This window comes from Clostridium sp. chh4-2 (assembly GCF_002899675.1).
Classification (GTDB): domain Bacteria; phylum Bacillota; class Clostridia; order Lachnospirales; family Lachnospiraceae; genus CHH4-2.
Genome location: NZ_PKUU01000027.1, coordinates 1 through 24,434 on the forward strand (window position 1 = coordinate 1; position 24,434 = coordinate 24,434).

Here is a 24,434-nt window from a genome sequence, read left to right on the forward strand (position 1 = left end):
TGTTCTAAAGGGGTTCCATACGATCCGATCTGTCTGCATCTTCCTTCCCCGGCCCGGACGGCCCCTCCGACCTTCGTCTCCCGGCTCCGAATCCCGATTCCGGGCTGGTTTTCGCTGGCCTGGTTAAAAACAATACTAGTGCATAGGTATTTATGTAGAATCACATTTACACAGATCGTTAAGGGATTTTCAGAAATGCCTTCAGGTTTTACTTTAAACGTCAAGGCATTTCGTGAAAAGACCTCACCCTTTACATTAAATCCTCAAGGCATTTCTGAAAATCCCTTCACGGTTGATGTAAAAAACTACTCCATCCACCAAATCTTTTTATCCTTAGCTAGTCAAGCAACAGCCGGAAAGAAGGGGAAGCCCAGGCGGGCGGGGGAAGTATGAAGATCAATGGGATCGTATGGAACCCCTTAGAAGTACTTAGATCCGCAAGGATAAAAAGAGACAGGTAGAAACTGAATTCCGAATCAGGTTCTAAGCGCCCCTTGAGCAGTGAAGTCATCAAGAGTTCACTGCGAATGGGCGCGGTCCTGTCTCTTTTTGTCCTTGCGGGTCTTAGTACTTCTAAGGGGTTCCATACGATCCCATTGATCTTCATACTTCCCCCGCCCGCCTGGGCTTCCCCTTCTTTCCGGCGTTTCTTAGTCCACTAAATAAAGATTAATGCCCCAACAGATCGTAATGGAGGAGTGGGTGTTCGCGGTCGGTTAGGATTTCGATGAAATCCTTCATGTATTTGGTGAGGTATAAGTCTTTTCTATGGCAGATGTAGCAGTTTCTGTTGTGTTCAATTCCCACGATCGGATATGTTACACAGTGAGGTACCAATTCGGGGGACATGTATATATAGTTGAGAGGGCAGATCATGACGGCGTCCATGGCGATTGTGGTGCGTTTGCCTACTTCGATACTTCCTGTTTCAAGAACGATTTCAGGCTGAATATCCTTTGCAACGAAAAGCCGGTCCTGAGTGGTTCGGACGCTGTGGCCCTGTTTGATGCAGATGAAATGTTCATTTTTGGCTTCTGTGATGTCGATGGGGGTGCCGGCTGGAATCCGTTTGGCCAGATCCGTATTTTTGCTGGTTAAAAGGACGAGTTCCTCATTTTCAACCAGAATGTAATTTAGATCTTCGTGTTTCGGATAGGTGGTGAGGCAGGCCAGATCGATGCTTCCTTCCAATACTGCGGCCTCCGTGGTGGCGGAGCCTTCTTCCTGGACATTGACTACCACGTGCGGATATTTGGCCTTAAATCTGGGGAGCACGTAGGGGAGCACTTGGATGGCACGCTGGACCGGGATACCGAGACGGATTTTGCCGTGGTCCTCATGATTGATTTCATCGATCTCCTTTTGCAGGTTATTATTGATGGTGAGAATCTGCTTGGCGGCTTCGATGTATTTCTGGCCGGCATAGGTGAGAGTGATGGGGTCTGTCGTGCGGTTGAAGATCTGGGTCCCTAAATTGCTTTCTACCAGTTTGATCATCTGGCTCAAGGATGGCTGGGAGATGTATAGTTTTTTTGCAGCGCCGGTAATGCTGCCTTCTTGTAAAACGGTAAGCATATATTGTGCATGCTTAATATTCATATGTATTCTTTCCTTTCAATAGTTAAAACCTATATGCGGTATTATGTAATTGGTATAAGACCTAAAAAAGAGATGGGATAATACCGCTTATTTGTGAAAATAGCAGTGATACAATAACTTTTTATGCCTAATTATACCACAAAATAACCAAAAAATTCAACATAATGTTTTCCCTATGCCCGCCGAAAAATCATATAAGTGTTTTCCTATAATTGTTATAGTTAGATAAGTATTTGAATTGTGGATAGCGGAGTGTTAACATAAGCTTAGTGAAAATGACGAGGCAGAGAACTGCTTCACCAATAAAGATCAACAGATTGTATGAATTGAGGAGGAAAGGTATGGAAATCAAGAAACCTGCAATGGCTGGAACATTGGAATCCAGTGACGCACAAGTTACGGTTGAACCGGGGACAAATGGAATTGAACTTTCAATAGAGAGCAGTGTAATCCACCAGTTTGGAAAACAGATTAAGGCAACTGTTGAGGAAACTTTAAACAGACTTGGAGTAACCGATGCAAAGATCACGGTGGTGGATAAAGGCGCTTTAGACTGTACTTTAAAAGCCAGAACCGAATGCGCTGTTTACCGTTCCAACGGCATTACAGAAAATCTTCCATGGGGAGGTATGATTAAATGAGCCATCCAAACAAAAAAAGATTAAGAAGATCCATGATGTTTTTAAACTGCCAGAAACCCGGGCTGATTAAAGACCCTTACATATATAAACCGGACTCCATCATGCTGGATTTAGAGGATGCGGTCGCAGAAAGTCAGAAAGATGCGGCCAGATATTCTCTGTTCCATGCTTTAAAGGAGATAGATTACAGAGGAGTGGAACGAGTTGTTCGAATTAACGGTTTGGACACCCCACACTGGAAAGAAGACATTCGTGTCTGCGTAGCCGGAGGCTGCGATACCATCCGTATCGCAAAGACGGAAACGGCCCAGGACGTTCATACCGTGGAAGAAGCAGTGCTTGCTGCTGAAAGAGAGTTTGGACAGCCGGAGGGCTCCACACTGCTGATGGCGGCTCTGGAATCCTGCAAAGGCGTGTTAAATGCATTTGATATATGCCAGGCTTCCGACCGTCTGATCGGCATTGCATTAAGCGGCGGCGACTATACAAAAGATCTTCAGACTGTTATCACAGGAACCGGAGTGGAACTTGCAGGTGCAAGACAGCATATGATTATGGCTGCAAGAGCTGCCGGAGTACAGTGCTGGGATACCGTATTTACGAATCTGGATGCGATGGATGTATTTGAAGAAGAAGTAAAGATGATTAAAATGATGGGATTTGACGGAAAATCTCTGGTAAATCCGAGACAGATTGATATAGTACATAAAATTTATACACCAACTCAGAAAGAAATCATTTTTGCTGAGAAAGTGGTAAAAGAAATTGATGAGAAAAAAGCCCAGGGTATCGGTGTATTTACGGTAGACGGTAAGATGATCGATATCGCATTCTATGACGGAGCAAGAAGAACCATTGAATTAGCAAAAGCTTCAGGCGTATATGAGGGGGAGTTGTAAGATGATTAATAGTGTAGGAAGAGATATCCCGGAGGAAGTGTTAAATGCGACCGGAAAAGAAGTATTTCAGGGCGCTTACGCATTAGATAATAAAGAATATACAAAAGCGGCTCCTACCGTCAGGACCGTAATTGATCCAAACAGGAGCAAAATTGTTGAAAATATCCATGAAGTACTTGTAAAGTGCGGGATTAAAGACGGAATGACAATTTCATTTCACCATCATTTCCGCGAGGGCGATTATATTGTCAACATGGTGATGGAAGAGATTCACAATATGGGAATCAAAGAGCTTACCATCTGCGCCAGTTCCTTAGGTAAAGCCCATGATCCGATCGTACCTTATATTGAAGACGGCACAATTGTGGGAATTCAGTCTTCAGGTGTGCGCGGTAAGATCGGCGAGGCGATCTCAACCGGCAAGCTGAGAGATTTAGCAATCATGCGCTCTCATGGCGGACGTGTGCGGGCAATCGAATCAGGAGAGGTGCATATCGATATTGCGTTTATCGGAGCTCCTACCTGTGACGAGTACGGCAATATGCGCGCTAATGGCGGAAAGAGCGACTGCGGCGTTCTGTCTTATGCGATGGCAGATGCACAGTATGCAGATAAGGTTGTTGCGATTACCGACTGTCTTGTTCCATTTCCTAACGTTCCGGCCAGCATTTCCATGGTTGACGTGGATTATGTCTGCGTTGTAGATGAAATCGGAAATCCGGCTAAGATCGCTACCGGAGCTGCAAAACCGACCACAGATGTCCGTAAGATCATGATGGCTGATTACTGTACCCAGTTTGTAATCAATACTCCATATTTTAAAGACGGATTTTCCTATCAGACAGGTGTAGGCGGAGCTTCTATTGCATCCACGATTTCTCTTGGAAAGATTATGGAAGAACGCGGAATTAAGATGGGATTCGGTGTAGGCGGAATCACAACTCCAATGTGTGATCTGCTTGCAAAAGGTCTTGTAAACAAATTGGTGGATACCCAGGATTTTGATATGGGAGCAATTGAATCCATTAAAAATAATCCAAATCATATAGAAATTTCCGCTTCTGAGTATGCAAACCCATTTAATAAGGGCGCTTATGTTAATAAACTGGATTTCGTAATCTTGGCTTCTTTGGAAGTGGATGTAAACTTTAACTGTAACGTTGTAGTCGGTTCCGACGGAATGATTACAGGCGCTCAGGGCGGCCATCCTGATACGGCGGCAGGGGCAAAATGCACCATCGTGATCGCACCTCTTCTTCAGGGAAGAATCCCGGCGATCTGTACCAATGTTACAACTGTTACAACTCCGGGCGAAACTGTGGACGTGGTTATCACTGATTATGGTATTGCGATCAATCCGAAACGGCAGGATCTGATCGAGTGCATGAAGGATGTAAATCTTCCGTTCTGCACCATCGAAGAACTGCGGGATAAAGCGTATGCGATCGTTGGAGAGCCCGATCCGGTACAGTTTGACGACAGAGTGGTTGGCATTATTGAAAGCCGCGATGGAACGATCATTGATGTGGTTAGAAAGATTAAAGAGTACGAATTTAAGTAAGTTCAGGGCAGATTCCTGAAGAATCGAATAATTAAAAAACGTTTAGAGCCAGCAGACTGGAGTACTGTTCCCAGCCTGCTGGCTTTTTTTATACCATAGGAAAGTGCTCCTATGATATAAAAAAGCCCTCCCATGCCAACTTTGTTGGCTATGGGATCGCACTGCGGCGGTGAGGTATAATGTCGCTGAAGCGACCCGCCGCAGGCGGAGAATCCCGCAAGCGGGATTCTTTCTTAGAAAATGCACCTGATTGTGAATATAGATATTTTACTTGCAGTCAGAATTATGTTACCATAAATGCAGATATACTGCATCAGTGGTAACATTTGAAGCAATATTGTTATGGGGTTTTATTCTAAAGAAAAAGCCGGAAAGGTATGAAATGGATTTACGGAAATTAGAATATTTTGAAGCAGTGGCCAGGCTGTCAAGCTTTACAAAAGCATCGAAAGAACTAAATGTAGCTCAGCCCAGCATTACCAATGCTATTAAGAATCTGGAGAAAGAGCTTCAGATAGACTTGTTTATGCGGGACAAACGCAATGTTACATTGACTCCGGAAGGAGAGATTTTTTTAAAAAGAGTGTCGAAAATCTTAAAAGACTGTCAAGCTGCCGCAGATGAGATCAAGGATTTGGCGGAGAAAAAACAGTGGCAGCTCAGACTTGGAATTCCTCCCACATTGGGAGCTGAAATTTTACAGAAACTCTATTGTGATTATATTCAGGAATATCCAAAAGCGATTTTATCGATAATGGAAATCGGAAGCAGCGAGAGCAGGGAACGTCTGGAAAAAAGGGAGATTGACCTGGGATACATGGTGCTCGAACCCGGTCTGCCTTTTGGAATGATGACGCTGGACAGTGGAGAGGTTATGGCTTTGATGAACTGTGGACACCCGTTATCCGGCCGGGACAGACTGTCTCTTATGGAACTGAAGGATGAAACGGTTATCAATCAGCCTCCGTTTTCCTATATTCAGAGGCGGATGGTGAAAGAATACGGCCGGCAGGGAATTGAGATGAAATGTATGACTGCTCCCGGTTCGATCATCAGCACTTATAATCTGGTGGCCCATGGAGGATGTATCACTTATGTATTAGGAAATCATTATAAGCATCTGGTAAAGGAAGAACGGCTGATGGCCGTTCCTTTGAATCCTCCGATCTGTTACGAAGCGGGCTTTGCCTGGAATAAAGAATATCCGTTAAACAAAGCGGCAAAAGCGTGTATTAATCTGTTTGGAAGCCAATAGATTTTTATAAAAACCTTATTTGAAATCTTCTCTTTTAATAGTCTGACGCTTAAGTTCATTTCTTATTAGTATTGGACAGAAAAAGGAATTTTACAGTAAAATCAAACTTGAAAGAGAGAAGAGGAGGTAAATAAGGAGTTATGGTTACAAAGGTAAAAAACAAGGAGATGAGGGGGGCCATCCGTTTTTTTGCGGCAACGGTAATTATTTTGATGGCCTTAACCGCTGCAATTTGGGGGATACAAACGGGCTGGGGAAGCGTAAAGATTAAGCGTCTCACGCTGGTTGGAGAAGGGGGAACCACTCTAAGTTCTTTGGTTTATATTCCGCAAAATGCAACGAGTGAGACGCCTGTTCCGGGAGTGGTCGTATATCATGGAACTTCAAATCAGGCTCACAGCAATGATACCTGGCTGATGGAACTGGCAAAACGCGGGTATGTGGTGTTTTCACCGGATATGAGCGGCGGCGGCCAGTCTGACGTGACGGGAAACAGGACTTCACAGGGAATTACCATCGCAAACTATGCCTCTGAACTGGACATTGTGGATATGAGCCAGGGGCTGAATCTGATTGGATATTCCAGAGGCGTGAAGACGATCTATTCCGTATATGAAGAAATGGCGGATAAGATCAATTCCCTGACTGCGGTATTTGGCAATTACCGCTGGCAGGAAGCGAACATGGATGTTATCGATACAAATGTATGTTTAATTAAGGCAAAAGCGGATCAATATGATTATACCTATGTAGGCGATGCCCACGCACTTCAAAAAATGCTGGCAGAATTATTCGGCTTAGGAGATGAATTGGTTCCAAATACAGATTATGACAGAAATGGTTATGTGGTGCGTTACCGTGTGATTGCCGATTCTCTGCATCAAACGGCCAACATAAGCCAGGCAGCGATTGCGGAAATTTTGGATTATATCAATGTGGTCGCTCCTTCGCCAGTTCCGATTGATGCCCATAGCCAAAGCTGGCAGTTACAGCAGGCTCTGTCCTTATGCGCATCCATTTGTTTCATGTTCTTTGTTGCTGCATTTGCAGGACTTTTGGTTCAGACTACGGCTTTTTGCTCTGTTATTACGGCAGAGACAAAAAATCAGGGACTGCGCGGCAAAAAGCTGTTGTTAAAGATTGCATTTGAAATTATAATTGGAATCATTTTATTCATACCTGTTTCTTCAGCGGGCATGTCGTGGTTTGGAAAGTCAAAGATATTTACATCTACCAATTTAAACGGCATTATGCTGTGGCTGATGGTATTATCATTAATCAGCGTGGCATTTCTTGCGTTCAGTTTATACAAGAAGAAAAAGGCGGGAATGGAAATCAGTTTGTCAGATTTTGCCATGGGACCGGATGGAGAGAGAACATTAAATTGGGGAATTATCGGAAAAGCATTTTTAATCGGAATGATCGTTTCATTTGTATGTGTTCAGTGGATTGGAATGATGGAGGACTTTTTCGGTATTAATTATCAGTTCTGGTGTCTCACAACCTTTGTACGGCTGGGGCCGGACCGGTTTGTGAAAGCAATTCCTTATGCCGGTTTAATCTTTATCGCCATTCTTACAGGGTGCATCGGCTGCTATACCAGCCGCAGGCTGGCGGACAGCGGTAATCCTAAAAAGGATATGGCAGTTTCCATTATTATTAACGTTGTGGTTTCCGCTGCTCCTTTGGTAATTCTTTTGTGTTATCAATATATAGGAAGCTTTATTATAGGCACAGGTTATGCGCCCCTTTCCGCTACAACAAGCATGAATCATTCGGGAACATCGTTGGTATTTAAAACGGTTGGAGCTTTGGATTATGCATTTGGTTACTGTTTCATGATGGGCGGAACCAATGGTATCTGTACTTATCTTTACAGAAAGACTCATAACCTGTGGGTTGGTCTGATGGTTGGAAGTATGTTCTGCGGTTTTATGACAACAGCGGCATATACATTGGCAAGATAAAAACTGCTTAATGCTGCCGTAGATACCCAATATAGTAAGAAGGCTGCTCAAAGCAAAATGTTTTGAATGGCCTTCTTTTTACTGTATCATAATATGCACTTTAGCTTATTCCCAAGCTGATGGTTTATCGGCTGTAAAAATGAGACAAACATAAAACGGAAGCCGTGTTAGTATAAAAGTCTTTCTCTTCACCAAAAACCGTGGTAAAATAACTCCAAAGACTTCACACTGACTGTCAGCATGTGAAGAATCACAACGAAAAAGGGCTTTTGGTAATGAATTACGATAAACTTCAGGTTACGGCAACGAAAATGCATACAAGGCTGCTTCAGATTTTAACTGTTATTTTAACGGTCTATTTATGGCTGCTTCCGGTCAATGCAATTTTTCTGATCTGTCACATTTTAACGTCCGGACTGCAAAATTGGACAAATTTATGGCTGGCCATTGTATTTCTGCTTCTTTATATCGGAATGTTCTGCGTTCTTTTCTGGATGTGTATTGTCTGCAAACGTCTCAGGATTGCGAAGAGAATTATCGTTTGGAGCATGATCTGGATTCCGGTGCTCAATTACGGATTGGCGCTGTATGTGCGCGGTCTTGCCAGGCAGGAGGTGGACCATGACCTGCATAAGATCCGTTTGGACGATGTGCGTGTGGAACGCCGGATCTGCCAAACAAAGTATCCTTTGCTTTTGGTGCACGGAGTGGGATTCAGAGATTTCCACTATTTCAATTATTGGGGAAGGATTCCAAGGGAATTGGTGCGCAACGGTGCGAAAGTATATTACGGGCATCAGGAAGCCTGGGGTACCGTGGAAAGCAATGGGGAGATACTGAAAGAAAAAATACTGGAGATCCTAGAAGAAACCGGCTGTGAAAAAGTGAATATTATCGCTCATTCCAAAGGCGGCCTGGATTCCAGATACGTGATCAGCGGCCTTAAAATGGCGCCTTATATCGCTTCCTTAACAACCATCAATACGCCTCACCGCGGTTCTAAGCTGGTGGATTTCTTAAAGAAGCTGCCGGATAAGGTATACCGGACGATATGCGGAATGATTGATAAATATTTCGGCCGCCTTGGAGATGTAAAGCCCAACGCCTATGTGGCCAGTTACCAGTTGTCAGAACGCTATGCAAAGGAATTTAATGAAAAATATCCGGATGCAGAAGGCGTTTATTACCAGAGCTATGCCAGCCTGATGCGGTGTGGGTTCAGCAGCAAGCTGCTGTGCATCCCTTACTGGATATTAAAAAAACTGGATGCTCCCAGCGACGGACTGGTGACCGTTAAGTCGGCTGAATGGACAAATTTTAGAGGTGTGATTAAGAATACCTATATGCGCGGAATTTCCCATGGGGATATGATCGATCTTACGAGAGAAGATTACCGGGAATTTCATGTCCTGGAGTTTTACATCCAATTGACAGAGGAACTGGCACGGATGGGATTTTAGCTTTATGAGGATTTAGGTATCAAAGGTTTACGGCTTTGCAATGTTATAAGGAAATCAATACATATAGAAGAAAGCTGAGGTATGACTATGGATATTACAGGAAAGAAAGTATTTACGATCGCAGTAAAGGTGGACACCCCGGTTGTAGTCGGCCAGGATGAGATCAGCGGCAGAAGACAGCTGATTCCCATTCTCTCCGGCACGTTGGAGGGAGAACAGATGCATGGCGAAGTGCTTCCGGGAGGTGTTGACAGCCAGGTAATACGTCCGGACGGAATCTGTGAACTGTCGGCCAGATACGGGGTGAAGTTAGACGATGGAAGTTCATTTTATGTGGAAAATAACGGAATCCGCACGGTACCGGCTGAATATGTGGAACAGGTGAAAAGGGGAGAATTTATTGAGCCGTCCCTCTATTATTTCTGTACCACCCCTCATTTTGAAGTGTTTGGAGAGCAGTTGAGATGGATGTGCCAAAAGATATTCATGTGCAAGGCAACAAGGCTGCCGGATCAGGTGCTTTTGGACTATTATGTGATGGAATAGGTTTGTTCGTATTTTTTAATTCTAACATCACAGGAGATGGTTATGGAGATTAATTTAAATAAAGCATCAAGCTCAGACGATGAAGAGATTTACAATATGCAGACCGCATCATTTAAACCGCTTCTGGAAAAATACCAGGATTATGAATTCAGTCCTGGTGCGGAAAAAATTGAAAAGACAAGACAGCGGCTGGAAGAATCCTTTACGGACTACTATTTTATCTGCTTAGGCGATATGCATATCGGGGCAATCCGTATCTGCAGATTTGACTCATTGTGTAAATTAAAGCAGATATTCATTCTGCCGGAATTTCAGGGAAAGGGATATGCCCAGCAGGCGATTACGCTTGCGGAATCCCTTTATCCTGATGCGAAACGCTGGGAACTGGATACCATCTGCCAAGAGACAAAACTCTGCCATTTATACGAAAAAATGGGATATGCAAAAACTGGAAAAATCCAGCACGTAAAAGATGGAATGGATATCGTTGATTATGCAAAATAGATTGTTGATTTGTTATTTAACTTAGTTGGCGAAAGGGGGACGCCCGGAATCGGGAGGCGGAACCGGGAGATGAAGATCAGAGAGGCCGTCCGGGCCGGGGAAGGAAGATGCAGCCAGATCGGATTCGGGATTCGCCCCTAAGAACTACTAAGAACCGTAAGAACAGAACGAGGCAGGCCAGCGCCATTCGCAGTGAACTCTTTATGACTTCGCTGCTCAGCGGCGCTTTAGAAACTGACACGGAAATCAGTTTCTACCTGCCTCGTTCTGCCCTTCCGGGCCTAAGTTGTTCTAAAGGGGTTCCATACGATCCGATCTGTCTGCATATTCCTTCCCCGGCCCGGACGGCCCCTCCGACCTTTGGCTTCCGGTTCCACCTTCCGATTCCGGGCTGGTTTTCGCTGGCCTGGTTAAAAACAATACTGGTGCGTAGGTATTTATGTAGAATCACATTTACACAGATCGTTAAGGGATTTTCAGAAATGCTTTCATGTTTTACTTTAAGCGTCAAGGCATTTCTGAAAATTCCTTCACGGTTGATGTAAAAAACTACTCCATCCACCAAATCTTTTTTATCCTTAGCCAGCCAAGCAACAGCCGGAAAGAAGGGGAAACCCAGGCGGGCGGCGGAAGTAATCGGCGAAATGGGATCGTATGGAACCCCTTAGAAGTACTTAGATCCGCAAGGATAAAAAGAGACAGGTAGAAACTGAATTCCGAATCAGTTTCTAAGCGCCCCTTGAGCAGTGAAGTCATCAAGAGTTCACTGCGAATGGGCGCGCCCTGTCTCTTTTTATTCTTGCGGGTCTTAGTACATCTTAGGGGCGAATCCCGAATCCCATTTCGCCGATTACTTCCGCCGCCCGCCTGGGTTTCCCCTTCTTTCCAGCGTTTCTTAGTTAACTAAATAAAGATTTGCATAACACTTTTCTATGGGGAGGTGAAAATAAGTAGTTTAGTAATGAACAACATCCTCCGCGTCCCGAATCTTTTTAACAACTTCTATAGCCTGTGGAGACGTAAAATACCGGTATGTGCTTTCCGGCACCGATTGTTTCAACTCGTCCAACCGGTTTTCCTTTATCATCAACCGGACTTTTGATGCGCTGATAGCGCCATCTGAATTTTCTTTTCTGGGAATAATCAGGCATTCCATGCCGTGATGAGCTAATTCCTCTTTCATCACTTCATTATAGATACCCGTTACCTGGCTGAATGGTTCTTCGCCTACAAATCGTTTGGTAATTCCGAGAGACTGGGCGATCTTTAAAAAGATCTGAATGTCCAGCTTTGCATGGGAACGGATGACTGTGTCCGAATCCTTTAAAAAGTAAGAAGGAAATGTGGCGTTTGAGATCATGTAGCTGCCGGTTTCGTGTAAAACCACATTGTTAAGATGAGCGGTTCCCTCTTTAACCAGCTGATAGCGGACGGAAAATGGAATAAGAGACACGTCCTCAGACACTACAAATACATGGAGTACGTCACAGGCAGCGGCAGCTGTTTCCAGCAGATATTGATGTCCCAAGGTAAATGGATTGGCATTCATTACAACTGCGCCTGTTACCGGTTCCGGTTTTGGTGATTCCGCTTTTAGAACGTCTAAATACTTGGAAAAACCGTCCCGTCGGTTTTCCATAAACACAACCTTTCCGTCCACGCGGGCAATTTCATAAAATCCAAGATCCTTAAAAAATTTGGCGGTGGAGCATTTTGTATATAGGAAGAGATCGGTAATCTGACGGCTGTATTGATATTCAATCAAATGGCTGATTATCTGGTTTAACAGCCCTTCTCCCTGATGGGAAGAATCCACAGCCAAACAGCGGAGGGTATTAAAAAAGCAGGAGCCTGTTGCGGCTAAATTGTAATCCTCGTCAAATAGACCCGCCGTATATTCCAGATTTTTGTCCCGTTCAATTCCTTCTTTTTTTAAAAGAGCATCCAGCTGCTTCATTTCCCGTTTGTTTTTATAATCAATCCGGCTGATTGTGTATTCTGACATAAAATTCCCCCTGAAAATCATTATAAATTGTGATCAGTATAGCGCATTTTGGATGAAATAGCGAATACAGAATTGATTATGGGAGATATTAACTTTAGATTATAATCAGAATGGAGAAGATCATGGAAGATAATAAAAATTTAGATGAAAAGAAAAAGGAAAAGGATATAGAAGAAAAAGAAGACGAAAAACTGGAAGAATATGGCCAGATGACTTTAGAGGAAAATGAGAAGAAGCAGAAGATTCATCTGCTTTCCATAATCGGAGAGATCGAAGGCCACGAAAATCTTTCCGGAAACAGTAAGGCTACGAAATATGAACACATTCTGCCTCAGCTGGCAGCTTTGGAAGATGATAAGGAAACCGACGGAATGCTGGTTATTTTAAATACATCCGGCGGAGATGTGGATGCCGGACTGGCGATTGCGGAGATGATCGCTTCCTTATCAAAACCCACCGTTTCCCTGGTGCTTGGCGGAAGCCATTCCATCGGTGTGCCGCTGGCGGTCAGCACCGATTATTCCTTTATCGTGCCCACGGGAACCATGATGGTTCATCCGGTGAGAATGACCGGTATGGTGATCGGAGCCTCCCAGACTTATGAATATTTTGAAATGATTCAGGACAGGATTTTAAGCTTTGTATCAAACCATGCGACCATCGCCTATGACCAGTTAAAACGCCTGATGTTAAATACAGAGATGCTGACTAGGGATTTAGGAACGGTCCTTGTGGGAGAAGAAACCGTGAAAGAAGGTTTAATTGACGAAGTGGGAGGAATTAAAGAAGCCCTCGAAAAACTTCATCATATGATTGACGAACAGAAAAAAGCCGATAAATAAGCAGCTTGGCATGCCGCGGAAACTCAAATTGGATTTTCTTGCATTTCTTAATTTTTTTTTGTATACTATGTTCAATGGTTTAAATTAAGGAGGTTTGGTTTTCGTGGCATCAACAGGAAAGAAACAGACAAAAGCATCAACGGGCGCAAAACGTCCGGCAGGAAGACCAAAGAAACAGACGAGTGTGAAAAAAACACAGCAGAATGATAGCTTTATACGCGCAGAAGTAATCTTAATTGTTTCATTTGCAATTTCTGTGCTTTTATTTTTGAGCAATTTTAAGCTGTGCGGAATGGCAGGAGACTTCTTACGAAGTGTGCAGTTGGGGATTTTTGGCATGGTGGGCTTTGTATTCCCTTTGCTGCTGTTTGTGGGGACATGCTTTTATATGTCCAACAAGGGCAATCCAATTGCGGTTTTAAAACTGGCAGCGGTAATCGCTGCTGTTCTCACGTTGTGCGGGCTGTCACAGCTTCTGTTCGGCTCTTATCAGGAAGGTCAGGGAATGGCGCAATTTTATAAAGCGTCGGCTTCCAGCGGCATGGGAGGCGGATGGATCGGCGGTATGCTCACCTATGCGTTAAAATCGGCCGTTGGAACGGTTGGAACTTATCTGATTCTCATCGTGCTTTTCATTATATGCGGAGTGATCATTACGGAGCGCTCCTTTGTTTCCGTTGTAAAAAAAGGCGGGGATAAGGCATACCAGCATGCAAAAGAAGATATTGGAAGGCGCAGGGAGATCCATGCAGAGCGCCAGGAGGAGAAAAAACGCCTGCGGGAAGAGCAGAGGGTGCGTGGCGTTAACTTGGATTCCACAAAGCTGATGGAACCTGCGGCCGCTCTTATGCCGGAACCGGAGGAAGAGGCGGATGATATGCCGGAAGCATTTTCAGAACCTGTTATCACCGGAATGCCGGAGCCGGTTTTGGAACCGGAACCTGTTAAGCAGCGCCAGGCGGATTTATTTACCGGAAGTATTGCTGTACCGCCGGAGTACATAGACGAGGATACGGTGCCGTTTGATGTGGATGGGGAAGATGAATTTATCGGCGGATTATGCGGATTTGATGAACCCGAGGAGATCTTTGTAAGAAAAGAAAATAAAACTCTGGAAGAGATGGATATGACCGGCTTTTCCATACCGGAAGAGACAAAACGGGTTGTGACAGCTTCCGGCAAGATCATAGAGACGGATACGGAAGCGCTTCAGAAAAAGTTAGTGAAGAAAAGAGAAGAAGTTAAGGAAGCGAGAGAAGCAGGAGAAACCAGCGTTCAGGATGAGATTAAACAGGCTGAAGCGAAGGTGAAAAAGGAATACAAGTTCCCTCCCTTTGATCTTCTCAAAAAAGGCACGAAGAACAACGGTTCTTTTTCTGAAAAAGAATATAAGGAAACTGCAATTAAATTACAGCAGACACTTCAGAATTTCGGGGTGGGAGTTACCGTGACCAATATCAGCTGCGGTCCATCCGTAACCCGCTATGAACTGCATCCGGAACAGGGGGTTAAGGTTAGCAAGATCGTAGGTCTTTCCGATGATATTAAACTGAGCTTAGCGGCTGCGGATATCCGTATTGAAGCGCCCATACCGGGAAAATCAGCGGTTGGAATTGAAGTTCCCAATAAGGAGAATAACATGGTATTTCTCCGGGATCTTTTGGAAGCTAAGGAATTTAAAGACAGTGCGTCCAAATTGTCCTTTGCGGTCGGTAAGGATATCGGCGGACAGGTCGTTGTCACCGATATTGCCAAGATGCCCCATCTTTTGATTGCGGGCGCTACCGGATCTGGTAAATCCGTCTGCATCAATACGCTGATCATGAGTATTATCTATAAAACCAGTCCGGAAGATGTGAAGATGATCATGATTGACCCTAAGGTGGTTGAATTAAGCGTTTATAATGGAATTCCCCATCTTTTGATTCCGGTTGTCACCGATCCGAAAAAGGCGTCCGGCGCACTGAACTGGGCGGTTGCCGAGATGACGGACCGTTACAAGAAGTTTGCGGATTATAACGTCAGGGATTTAAAAGGGTATAATGCAAAGGTTGAGAATATCAAAGACATAGAGGATGAGAACAAGCCGAAAAAACTGCCGCAGATCGTTATCATTGTGGACGAGCTGGCGGATCTTATGATGGTAGCTCCGGGAGAGGTGGAAGATTCCATCTGCCGTCTGGCCCAGTTGGCCCGTGCTGCGGGAATCCATCTGGTAATTGCGACACAGCGTCCGTCCGTCAATGTCATCACCGGATTAATTAAGGCAAATGTGCCGTCCAGAATCGCATTTTCTGTTTCCTCCGGTGTGGATTCCAGAACGATCATAGATATGAACGGAGCTGAAAAACTGCTGGGAAAAGGCGATATGCTGTTTTATCCTGCCGGATACCAGAAACCGCTTCGTGTTCAGGGCGCATTCGTATCGGATCAGGAAGTGTCTCAGGTTGTTGAATTTTTAACTCAGCAGGAGTTGACTGCGGAGTATAATCCGGATATTGAAAGCCAGATTGCCGCCCCGTCTTCGGCTCCGGGCCAATCCGGAGGAAATGACAGGGACGAGTATTTCGTTCAGGCAGGAAAGTTCATCATAGAAAAAGAAAAGGCATCTATCGGAATGCTGCAGAGAATGTTTAAGATCGGATTTAACCGGGCGGCCCGCATCATGGACCAGCTGGCGGAAGCCGGAGTGGTCGGCGAGGAAGAGGGAACAAAACCGAGAAAAGTTTTGATGACCATGGAGGAATTTGACGATTTGACAGGAAATGGATGACCGTTTGATCGCCAATGAATCATAAGGAAAGAGGAGGCACAGGAAGATGAAAACAGATATTCAGATTGCACAGGAAGCTACAATGCTGCCGATTAAAGAAGTGGCAGCAGCATACGGGATTTCAGAAGATGATCTGGAATTATACGGCAAATATAAAGCCAAACTTACAGACGAACTGTGGGGAGAAGTGAAAGACCGTCCGGACGGAAAGCTTGTTTTGGTAACTGCCATCAACCCAACTCCTGCAGGAGAAGGCAAGACAACCACCAGCGTAGGACTTGGAGATGCACTGTCAAGATTGGGACAAAAGACTATGATTGCTTTGAGAGAGCCGTCTTTAGGACCCTGTTTCGGCATTAAAGGAGGAGCGGCCGGCGGCGGATATGCTCAGGTTGTTCCGATGGAGGACTTAAATCTTCATTTTACCGGAGATTTCCATGCGATTACTTCGGCCAACAATCTGCTGGCAGCACTCTTGGACAACCATATCCAGCAGGGCAATGCCCTTGGAATCGATACCCGCCAGATCTTATGGAAACGCTGTCTGGATATGAATGACCGCGCTCTTCGTAATGTAGTGGTAGGCCTTGGAAGCAAAGCGGACGGCGTGGTGCGTGAAGATCACTTCGTAATCACAGTCGCATCCGAGATTATGGCCATTCTCTGCTTGGCCAATGACATGAATGATTTAAAAGAACGCCTAAGTAAGATTATTGTTGCATATAATTATTCCGGAGAGCCGGTTACCGCCGGAGAACTGAATGCGGTTGGCGCCATGGCGGCGCTTTTAAAAGATGCCATTAAGCCAAATCTGATTCAGACCCTGGAGCATACGGGGGCTGTGGTTCACGGCGGCCCATTTGCCAACATCGCCCATGGCTGCAACAGCGTGAGAGCAACAAAGACAGCTCTGAAACTGGCCGATATCGTAGTTACGGAAGCAGGGTTCGGAGCCGATCTGGGCGCAGAAAAATTCCTGGATATCAAATGCCGCAAGGCCGGATTAAAGCCGGATGCCGTAGTTTTAGTGGCAACTGTGCGTGCCCTCAAGTACAATGGAGGCGTACCTAAGACCGAGCTGAATACAGAGAATCTGGAAGCCCTGTCAAAAGGCATCGTCAATCTGGAAAAACATATTGAAAATATACAGAAATACGGAGTTCCTGTTGTCGTTACCCTGAATTCCTTCACTTCCGACACAGAAGCGGAATATGAATTCATTAAGAATTTCTGCGAAGAAAGAGGATGCGAGTTCGCCCTTTCGGAAGTTTGGGCAAAAGGCGGGGAAGGAGGAGAAGCGCTGGCAAAGAAAGTGCTTTATACTCTGGAGAATAAGGAAAGCTGCTATCATCCGATTTATCCGGATGACATGAGCCTGAAAGATAAGATCCATACGGTAGCAACGGAGATTTACGGAGCGGACGGCGTGACTTATGCCCCGGCTGCCAATAAAGCATTAAAACAGATCGAAGAGATGGGATTTGGAAGTTTTCCGGTCTGTATGGCAAAAACTCAGTATTCTCTGTCGGATGACCAGACAAAGCTTGGCCGTCCGACCGGTTTTGAGATCAATGTCAGAGATGTCTACGTTTCGGCGGGCGCCGGTTTCGTAGTCGTGCTGACAGGAGCCATCATGACCATGCCGGGACTGCCGAAAAAACCGGCAGCAGATAATATTGATGTCAATGACGACGGAGTAATTGTAGGGTTATTCTAATAGACAGGGACGGAGGATGTGATCTTCCGTCCCTGATCAGGCCAAAACGTGAATTTAGGTAGAAGAAAAGACTGCGAGGTAGATATGAAACTAATCCAATGGTTAGATAAGATGGAATATAAACTGCTTCAGGGAACTCTGGATCTGGAAGTGGGAGACGTAATTTATGATTCCAGAAAAGCAAAGGATGAGACGGTATTTGTCTGTATGATGGGATCCAGAATCGATTCCCATGATTTTATAGATGATGTGGTTCAAAAGGGCGTAAAAGCTATAGTAATAGAAAAGGATTTGGAAAACCTTCCGGACGGGATTACGGTGATCCGTGTGGATAATTCCAGAAAGGCGCTGGCTCTTTTGTCGGCGGCCCGGTTCGGCTACCCGGCTGAAAAGATGACCACAATCGGAGTGACCGGAACAAAGGGAAAAACCACCACCACCCATATGATTAAGGCGATTTTAGAGACGGCAGGCAAAAAAGTGGGGATGATCGGAACCAACGGAGCGGTGATCGGAGGAGAGACTTATCCGACCAGAAATACCACCCCGGAATCCTATGAACTGCAGGAATATTTTTCTAAGATGGTGGAAGCCGGATGTGAATATATGATTATGGAAGTCTCTTCACAGGGGCTTAAAATGCACCGGGTGGACGGGATTTTCTTTGACTATGGACTGTTTACCAACATTTCACCGGATCACATCGGTCCGGATGAACATGCGGATTTTGAGGAATATCTGTATTACAAGTCCCAGCTGCTGAACCGCTGCAGGATAGGGATTGTAAACCGGGACGATGCGCATTATGAAGAGATTATCCGCAGCGCCTCCTGTATCTGTCATACGTTCAGCCTGGATCAGGACGCTTCGTTCATGGCAAAGGATATCCGCTATGTGGCAGAAACTGATTTTGTGGGACTGGATTTTAAAGTGACAGGAGAGTATGAGATTGAACTGAAGGTAAATATCCCGGGACGGTTTAATGTTTACAACGCCCTTGCGGCAGTCAGTGTATGCAGCTTTTTAGACCTTCCAAAGGATAAGATCTGTCATGCGCTGGAACATCTGAGCGTCAACGGAAGAATGGAAATCGTCTATGCTTCGCAAAGGTGCACCGTAATTGTGGATTATGCCCATAATGCGGTGAGCATGGAAAGTCTTTTAAACACTCTCAGAGACTATAATCCAAAGCGCCTTGTCTGCGTGTTTGGATGCGGCGGAAACCGTTCCAAGGACAGAAGGTATTCCATGGGTGAAATCGGCGGCCGTCTGGCGGATTTATGTATTATTACCGCTGACAATTCCAGATTCGAAAAGGTGGAAGATATCATAGCGGACATCCGCGGCAGCATTGAAAAGACAGGCGGGAATTTTATTGAGATTCCGGACCGGAGAGAGGCCATCGAGTACAGCATCACCCATGCGGAGCCCGGCGATATGATAGCCGTTATCGGAAAAGGCCACGAGGATTACCAGGAGATTAACGGTGTAAGATACCCGTTTTTAGACCGTGCGGTGATCGAAGAAGTGGTGAGCAAATTATAAAAAGCCGGAAGCCGTGCAGAAATGAGGAGAGCTATGGAAGGGATAACAGTAAAAGATATAGTGGAAGCAACCAATGGAACTCTGCTTTGCGGAGAACCGGAACTTTCCCTGGACCATATCAGCATTGATTCCAGGTCAATGAAGGGAAGCGCCCTGTTTGTTCCGCTGATCGGCGAAAAGGTGGATGCCCACCGCTTCATCGGCCAGGCGCTTGAGAATGGAGCGGCGGCTGTGCTCACTAGCGAACATGACAGCGCAGAGTCACTTCATCCATATATCCGTGTGAAGGACACAAAAAAGGCGCTTCAGGATATTGGGCGCTATTATAGAAAACGGCTCAGTCTCCCTTTGATCGGCGTGACCGGAAGCGTAGGTAAAACGACTACAAGAGAGATGATTGCCGCCGCCCTGTCCGCGGGATACCAAGTATATAAAACCCCGGGAAACCACAACAGCCAGGTTGGAGTTCCGATCACCATATCGGAAATTACAAAAGAAGACGAGATCGGCGTGATTGAGCTTGGAATGAGCGAGCCGGGTGAGCTTACCATAATCGCCCAAATCGCCCGGATTGATATGGCGGTGGTGACCAATATCGGAGTGACCCATATCGAGCAGCTGGGAAGCCGGGAAAATATCTACCGGGAAAAGATGACCATCCAGGACGGATTAAAACCGGGAGGAATTCTGCTTCTCAACGGCGATGACGACATGCTCATGAATACAAAGGGAAGAGAAGGGTTCAGAACTTTATACTACGGAACGGGAGAAAATTGCGATTACCGTGCCGTGGACATCCGCTTGGAGAACGGATATCCGCATTTCATGGCGGTTCACGGAGACCAGAAGGCCGAAATTCAGCTGAGCATCATGGGAATGCACAATGTGCTCAATGCTATGGCCGCCCTTGCAGCCGCCTGTGAGTACGGTGTTCCGATGGAAAAAGCCGGTGAAACGTTAGGCCGGTTTACCGGTTTTAAAAACCGGCAGCAGATTGATACCGTAAACGGAATTACTGTAATTGACGATACGTACAATGCCAGCCCGGTTTCCATGAAGGCAGGGATTGACGTTCTTCTCTCCATTCAAAATCCGGGCAGAAAAATTGCTGTTTTAGCGGATATGAAAGAGCTGGGAGAAAATGCTTCTGAGTTCCATTATGAGGTGGGAGCCTACATAAGCCAAAAGCCGGTCGACACAGTGGCCGTATTAGGCGAACTGGCAAAGTATATTGCCGACGGAATCACACAGAATAACACTGAGATTAAAGTACTCCGGTTCGAAGAAAAAAATGCGTTAAAGGAATATTTGGACGGAGAACTGAAGGCAGGAGACGCAGTCCTTTTTAAGGGATCAAACAGCATGAACCTGGGAGAGATTTCCGGCTGCTATTTAAAGAAAAAATCAGAATAGACAGGTGAAAGAATGGCAAAGGCATATGCCAATGTAATAATTGATATTTCACATGAAAAAGTAGATAAGACATTCCAGTATAGGATTCCAAAAGCCTTGGAAGACCGGATCGGAGCCGGAGTTCAGGTCCGCATTCCCTTTGGCATGGGCAACCATGTCAGAAAGGGATATGTGGTGGAGGTTACGGATCAGGCGGAATATGATCCTCTCAAGATGAAGGAGATTTGCGGCCTGGTAGACGGCGGTGTGACAGCCGAATCCCGCCTTATAAGGCTGGCCTGGTGGATGAAGGAACATTACGGTTCCACCATGAATCAGGCTTTAAAGACCGTTCTTCCGGTAAAACAGCAGGTGAAGGCAAAAGAAAAGAGAATTCTGCGCTGCATTCTGGACGACGAACAGCTAGAGCAGGCGATTGCCGAAGCGGAACGTAAAAACTATAAGGCCAGGGCGCGTCTTTTGGGATTATTCCGGCAAAGGCAGGAAATTCCTTATGAAACAGCGGTAATGAAGATGAAATTTTCACCGCCGACCATAAAGGCCATGGAAGAAAAGCAGATGCTTACCATCGTATCAGAGACCAGCTACCGCAACCCAATTCACGCCGGAGAGCAGGATTTGGTACGAAAGGTGCTCAATGAGGAACAGCAGCAGATTGTGGATGCCTTTATTCGTGATTATAATATGGGTATCCACGGAACGAGTCTGATAAAAGGCGTTACGGGAAGCGGAAAAACGGAAGTCTATATGGAGCTGATCCGCCACGTCATAAGCAGGGGAAGACAGGTGATCGTACTGATTCCTGAAATCGCCCTGACCTATCAGACCGTAATGCGCTTTTACCGGCAGTTTGGCGACAGGGTTTCCATTATCAATTCCAGACTGTCGGCAGGGGAGCGGTATGACCAGTTTGAACGGGCAAAACGGGGGGAGATTGACATTATGATCGGCCCCAGGTCGGCTCTTTTCACCCCATTTTCAGATCCGGGGCTGATTATCATAGACGAAGAGCACGAAGGCGCCTATAAAAGCGAGGTGTCTCCCCGCTATCACGCCAGGGAAGTGGCGGTTGAGATCGCCGGAATGTGTAAAGCCAGCGTCGTGTTAGGCTCTGCAACCCCTTCTTTGGATGCATATGTGAGAGCGGTTCAGGGAGAGTACCGGCTGTATCAGTTAACCCGCCGGGCGGTGGAAAACAGCAGTATGGCCCAGGTTTCTGTTGTAGATTTAAGACAGGAACTGAAGGAAGGCAATAAATCTGTATTCAGCAGGGAGCTTCAGCGCCTGATTCAGGACAGACTGGAAAAAAAGGAACAGGTGATTTTATTCATCAACCGGCGCGGGTATGCGAATTTCGTATCTTGCCGCTCCTGTGGCGAGGCCATCAAATGTCCCCATTGCGACGTGACGCTGACCCTTCATAAGAACGATCAGCTGGTCTGCCATTACTGCGGATATCAGATTCCGCTGCCCAAGAAATGCCCATCCTGCGGTTCCCCTTATATTGCTAATTTTGGAGTGGGAACGCAGAAACTGGAGATGATGGCAGCCAAGATGTTTCCGGATGCCAGAATCCTTAGAATGGATCTGGATACCACTTCGAAAAAGGGAGGCCATGAAGAAATTCTGGCAAAATTTGCAGAAGGGGGAGCTGATATACTCATCGGAACCCAGATGATTGTAAAAGGCCATGATTTTCCCAATGTAACACTGGTGGGCGCAATCGCTGCCGACCTTTCTTTGTACACGTCCGATTACCGGGCCGGGGAACGGACCTTTCAGCTTCTGACCCAGGCGGCCGGGCGCGCCGGAAGAGGGAATAAAGGGGGAAATGTGATTATCCAGACCTACAATCCGGAACATTACAGCATTCAGGCGGCTGCAAAACAGGATTATGAGTCCTTCTATCAGGAAGAGATGGCGTTTCGCAGCCTGATGAAATATCCTCCGTCCTGCAGGCTTTTGACAATCCAGCTGTCTTCCAAGTCGGAAGAAGAATTGAACCATGCTGCAAAAAGGCTGGCTGAGTGGGCGGAAGCGGAGGAAAAGCCGGAGAATATACAGATAACCGGACCTGTAGAGGCATCTGTATACAAAGTTAATGATATATACAGAAAAATTTTATATTTGAAACACGGAAATTATGATATACTAATTAAAATTAGGGACAGACTGGAACTAAAGATGAAAGAAGATGCTTTTTTTGCCCAGGTCATGATCCAATACGATTTTTCATAAATAGAATCCGCCTTTGCGGCAGAATGAGGGGAATTATGGCAGTAAGAAAGATTAGAACCATTGGAGATGAAATTTTAACAAAAAAATGCAAAACAGTGAAGGCGATGACTCCAAGGACCGCTGAACTGATTGAAGATATGTTTGAAACCATGTATGAGGCCTGTGGTGTGGGACTTGCCGCTCCTCAGGTAGGCGTTTTAAAACAGATTGTAGTGATCGATGTGGAAGACGGCAATCAGTATGTGCTGATCAATCCTGAAATTATAGAAGAAGAGGGAAGCCAGACCGGGCCGGAAGGATGTTTAAGCGTGCCGGGTAAGGTGGGAACCGTCACAAGGCCGGATCATGTTAAGGTAAAAGCGCTGAACGAGAATTTGGAAGAATACGTTTTAGAGGGTGAAGGGCTGTTAGCCCGGGCAATCTGCCACGAATGCGCTCATCTGAACGGACAGCTTTATGTGGAACTGGTCGAAGGCGAACTTATGGATGTAGAGGCTGAAGAAGAGGAAGTAGAAGAGGAGTAGATCGCAATGCGTATAGTTTTTATGGGAACACCTGATTTTTCTGTGAATGTTTTAGTTTCACTGGTGAATGCAGGCCATGAAGTAGCAGCTGTGGTAACACAGCCGGATAAACCCAAGGGGAGAGGAAAAGAGGTATCAATGACTCCTGTTAAGGAAAAAGCATTGGAGTACCAGATACCGGTTTACCAGCCGGTAAAGGTCAGGGATCCCCAGTTTATAAAAATCATTGAAGAGTTAGCGCCGGACGCTATTGTTGTGGTCGCATTTGGCCAGATTATTTCAAAAGCTATTTTGGATATTCCAAAGCTTGGCTGTGTGAATATCCATGCATCCCTGCTTCCAAAGTACAGGGGATCGGCACCGATCCAATGGGCGGTTATCAACGGGGAAAAAGAAACCGGCATAACTACCATGATGATGGACGAAGGGATTGACACGGGCGATATGCTGGAAAAAACGATTGTCCCCATTGATAAAGATGAAACGGGCGGAAGCCTTCATGATAAACTGAGCCAGGCGGGGGCAAAATTGATTTTGTCCACACTGGAAGGGCTTGAAAAGAAAACCATTGTGCCGATTCCGCAGCCAGAGGAAGGAACCTGTTATGTCGGCAAGCTCACCAAGACTTTGGGAGATATCGACTGGAACGCCTCAGCGGAGGCCATCGAACGCTTGGTGCGGGGATTGAATCCGTGGCCCAGCGCCTATACCATGTGGAATGGAAAGACGCTGAAGATCTGGTCGGCAGAAGTGGCAGAGTGGAACCAGGAGGCAAAACCGGGACAGGTTGTGGCCTGTGATTCCAATTCCCTTTTAGTGAAGACAGGGGACAAGGCTCTGTCCATTAAAGAATTACAGCTGGAAGGAAAGAAACGGATGGATATTTCCTCTTTTTTAAGAGGCTATGCCGTGGAATGCGGCACCGTATTGGAAAGGAGAGAGTAA

20 protein-coding genes are annotated in these 24,434 nt (G+C 45.8%); 18 read left to right on the forward strand and 2 right to left on the reverse strand.

The genetic code is table 11. The features are described 5' to 3' along the window. Positions 1–393, forward strand: a 393-nt coding sequence (locus tag C0033_RS27335) for a hypothetical protein (RefSeq protein ID WP_207656889.1), incomplete at its 5' end; no start/stop codon positions are given. Between the two features lie 276 nt (positions 394–669). On the opposite strand, the gene C0033_RS22395 is transcribed toward C0033_RS27335, so the two are convergent. Further along, a complete protein-coding gene (locus tag C0033_RS22395) occupies positions 670–1,599 on the reverse strand; it encodes a LysR family transcriptional regulator (RefSeq protein WP_103230152.1) in 930 nt (309 codons plus the stop codon). Between the two features lie 341 nt (positions 1,600–1,940). On the opposite strand from C0033_RS22395, the gene citD reads away from it, so the two are divergent. The 9 genes from citD to C0033_RS27700 all read left to right on the forward strand — a co-directional run bounded on the left by citD (position 1,941) and on the right by C0033_RS27700 (position 10,573). Beyond that, a complete protein-coding gene (gene citD, locus C0033_RS22400) occupies positions 1,941–2,240 on the forward strand; it encodes a citrate lyase acyl carrier protein (protein ID WP_103230153.1) in 300 nt (99 codons plus the stop codon). After that, positions 2,237–3,139 (forward strand): aldolase/citrate lyase family protein, encoded by a 903-nt coding sequence (locus C0033_RS22405; RefSeq protein WP_103230154.1) that lies wholly within the window; start codon positions 2,237–2,239, stop codon positions 3,137–3,139. The genes citD and C0033_RS22405 overlap by 4 nt, the downstream gene beginning before the upstream one ends. A gap of 1 nt (position 3,140) precedes the next feature. Next, on the forward strand, positions 3,141–4,700 hold the full coding sequence (citF, locus tag C0033_RS22410; RefSeq protein WP_103230155.1) for a citrate lyase subunit alpha: 1,560 nt from the start codon (positions 3,141–3,143) through the stop codon (positions 4,698–4,700). Between the two features lie 382 nt (positions 4,701–5,082). Continuing rightward, the gene (locus tag C0033_RS22415; protein ID WP_103230156.1) at positions 5,083–5,955 is read left to right on the forward strand and encodes a LysR family transcriptional regulator; all 873 of its coding nucleotides are present in this window, start codon (positions 5,083–5,085) and stop codon (positions 5,953–5,955) included. A gap of 140 nt (positions 5,956–6,095) precedes the next feature. Further along, entirely contained in the window at positions 6,096–7,922 is a 1,827-nt protein-coding gene (locus tag C0033_RS22420) for a hypothetical protein (protein ID WP_103230157.1), read from the forward strand. 275 nt (positions 7,923–8,197) lie between these two features. Next, the gene (locus C0033_RS22425) at positions 8,198–9,382 is read left to right on the forward strand and encodes an alpha/beta hydrolase (RefSeq protein ID WP_103230158.1); all 1,185 of its coding nucleotides are present in this window, start codon (positions 8,198–8,200) and stop codon (positions 9,380–9,382) included. Between the two features lie 81 nt (positions 9,383–9,463). Beyond that, positions 9,464–9,928, forward strand: a complete 465-nt coding sequence (locus C0033_RS22430; RefSeq protein ID WP_103230159.1) for a DUF3237 domain-containing protein — start codon at positions 9,464–9,466, stop codon at positions 9,926–9,928. 42 nt (positions 9,929–9,970) lie between these two features. After that, complete coding sequence (locus C0033_RS22435) at positions 9,971–10,432, forward strand: GNAT family N-acetyltransferase (RefSeq protein ID WP_103230160.1); 462 nt, start codon at positions 9,971–9,973, stop codon at positions 10,430–10,432. Positions 10,433–10,441: 9 nt separating this feature from the next. Beyond that, positions 10,442–10,573: a hypothetical protein gene (locus C0033_RS27700; protein WP_278320773.1), complete on the forward strand. Its 132-nt coding sequence runs from the start codon at positions 10,442–10,444 to the stop codon at positions 10,571–10,573. Between the two features lie 814 nt (positions 10,574–11,387). On the opposite strand, the gene citC is transcribed toward C0033_RS27700, so the two are convergent. Further along, the gene (gene citC / locus C0033_RS22445) at positions 11,388–12,437 is read right to left on the reverse strand and encodes a [citrate (pro-3S)-lyase] ligase (RefSeq protein WP_103230162.1); all 1,050 of its coding nucleotides are present in this window, start codon (positions 12,435–12,437) and stop codon (positions 11,388–11,390) included. Positions 12,438–12,559: 122 nt separating this feature from the next. Between citC and C0033_RS22450 the strand changes: the two genes are divergently transcribed. The 8 genes from C0033_RS22450 (at position 12,560) to fmt (ending at position 24,434) form a co-directional block, all read left to right on the forward strand. Beyond that, a complete protein-coding gene (locus C0033_RS22450) occupies positions 12,560–13,279 on the forward strand; it encodes an ATP-dependent Clp protease proteolytic subunit (protein WP_347501209.1) in 720 nt (239 codons plus the stop codon). A gap of 103 nt (positions 13,280–13,382) precedes the next feature. Next, on the forward strand, positions 13,383–16,052 hold the full coding sequence (locus C0033_RS22455) for a DNA translocase FtsK (RefSeq protein ID WP_103230164.1): 2,670 nt from the start codon (positions 13,383–13,385) through the stop codon (positions 16,050–16,052). A gap of 46 nt (positions 16,053–16,098) precedes the next feature. Further along, positions 16,099–17,769 carry a formate--tetrahydrofolate ligase gene (locus tag C0033_RS22460; protein WP_103230165.1) on the forward strand — a complete coding sequence of 557 codons (1,671 nt, stop codon included), beginning with the start codon at positions 16,099–16,101 and terminating at the stop codon, positions 17,767–17,769. An 84-nt stretch (positions 17,770–17,853) separates the two neighbouring features. Next, on the forward strand, positions 17,854–19,314 hold the full coding sequence (locus C0033_RS22465) for a UDP-N-acetylmuramoyl-L-alanyl-D-glutamate--2,6-diaminopimelate ligase (protein ID WP_103230233.1): 1,461 nt from the start codon (positions 17,854–17,856) through the stop codon (positions 19,312–19,314). 33 nt (positions 19,315–19,347) lie between these two features. Next, on the forward strand, positions 19,348–20,727 hold the full coding sequence (gene murF / locus C0033_RS22470) for a UDP-N-acetylmuramoyl-tripeptide--D-alanyl-D-alanine ligase (protein ID WP_103230166.1): 1,380 nt from the start codon (positions 19,348–19,350) through the stop codon (positions 20,725–20,727). A gap of 12 nt (positions 20,728–20,739) precedes the next feature. Further along, entirely contained in the window at positions 20,740–22,965 is a 2,226-nt protein-coding gene (gene priA, locus C0033_RS22475) for a primosomal protein N' (protein ID WP_103230167.1), read from the forward strand. A 35-nt stretch (positions 22,966–23,000) separates the two neighbouring features. Next, positions 23,001–23,489, forward strand: coding sequence for a peptide deformylase (gene def, locus C0033_RS22480; protein WP_103230168.1), 489 nt, complete (start codon positions 23,001–23,003; stop codon positions 23,487–23,489). A 6-nt stretch (positions 23,490–23,495) separates the two neighbouring features. Next, entirely contained in the window at positions 23,496–24,434 is a 939-nt protein-coding gene (fmt, locus tag C0033_RS22485; RefSeq protein WP_103230169.1) for a methionyl-tRNA formyltransferase, read from the forward strand.

Excerpts from the sequence above, each read along its gene's own strand:
- C0033_RS22395 (WP_103230152.1), bottom strand. The coding sequence starts at position 1,599 with ATGAATATTAAGCATGCACAATATATGCTTACCGTTTTACAAGAAGGC.
- citD (WP_103230153.1), top strand. The coding sequence starts at position 1,941 with ATGGAAATCAAGAAACCTGCAATGGCTGGAACATTGGAATCCAGTGAC.
- C0033_RS22405 (WP_103230154.1), top strand. The coding sequence starts at position 2,237 with ATGAGCCATCCAAACAAAAAAAGATTAAGAAGATCCATGATGTTTTTA.
- citF (WP_103230155.1), top strand. The coding sequence starts at position 3,141 with ATGATTAATAGTGTAGGAAGAGATATCCCGGAGGAAGTGTTAAATGCG.
- C0033_RS22415 (WP_103230156.1), top strand. The coding sequence starts at position 5,083 with ATGGATTTACGGAAATTAGAATATTTTGAAGCAGTGGCCAGGCTGTCA.
- C0033_RS22420 (WP_103230157.1), top strand. The coding sequence starts at position 6,096 with ATGGTTACAAAGGTAAAAAACAAGGAGATGAGGGGGGCCATCCGTTTT.
- C0033_RS22425 (WP_103230158.1), top strand. The coding sequence starts at position 8,198 with ATGAATTACGATAAACTTCAGGTTACGGCAACGAAAATGCATACAAGG.
- C0033_RS22430 (WP_103230159.1), top strand. The coding sequence starts at position 9,464 with ATGACTATGGATATTACAGGAAAGAAAGTATTTACGATCGCAGTAAAG.
- C0033_RS22435 (WP_103230160.1), top strand. The coding sequence starts at position 9,971 with ATGGAGATTAATTTAAATAAAGCATCAAGCTCAGACGATGAAGAGATT.
- citC (WP_103230162.1), bottom strand. The coding sequence starts at position 12,437 with ATGTCAGAATACACAATCAGCCGGATTGATTATAAAAACAAACGGGAA.
- C0033_RS22450 (WP_347501209.1), top strand. The coding sequence starts at position 12,560 with ATGGAAGATAATAAAAATTTAGATGAAAAGAAAAAGGAAAAGGATATA.
- C0033_RS22460 (WP_103230165.1), top strand. The coding sequence starts at position 16,099 with ATGAAAACAGATATTCAGATTGCACAGGAAGCTACAATGCTGCCGATT.
- C0033_RS22465 (WP_103230233.1), top strand. The coding sequence starts at position 17,854 with ATGAAACTAATCCAATGGTTAGATAAGATGGAATATAAACTGCTTCAG.
- murF (WP_103230166.1), top strand. The coding sequence starts at position 19,348 with ATGGAAGGGATAACAGTAAAAGATATAGTGGAAGCAACCAATGGAACT.
- priA (WP_103230167.1), top strand. The coding sequence starts at position 20,740 with ATGGCAAAGGCATATGCCAATGTAATAATTGATATTTCACATGAAAAA.
- def (WP_103230168.1), top strand. The coding sequence starts at position 23,001 with ATGGCAGTAAGAAAGATTAGAACCATTGGAGATGAAATTTTAACAAAA.
- fmt (WP_103230169.1), top strand. The coding sequence starts at position 23,496 with ATGCGTATAGTTTTTATGGGAACACCTGATTTTTCTGTGAATGTTTTA.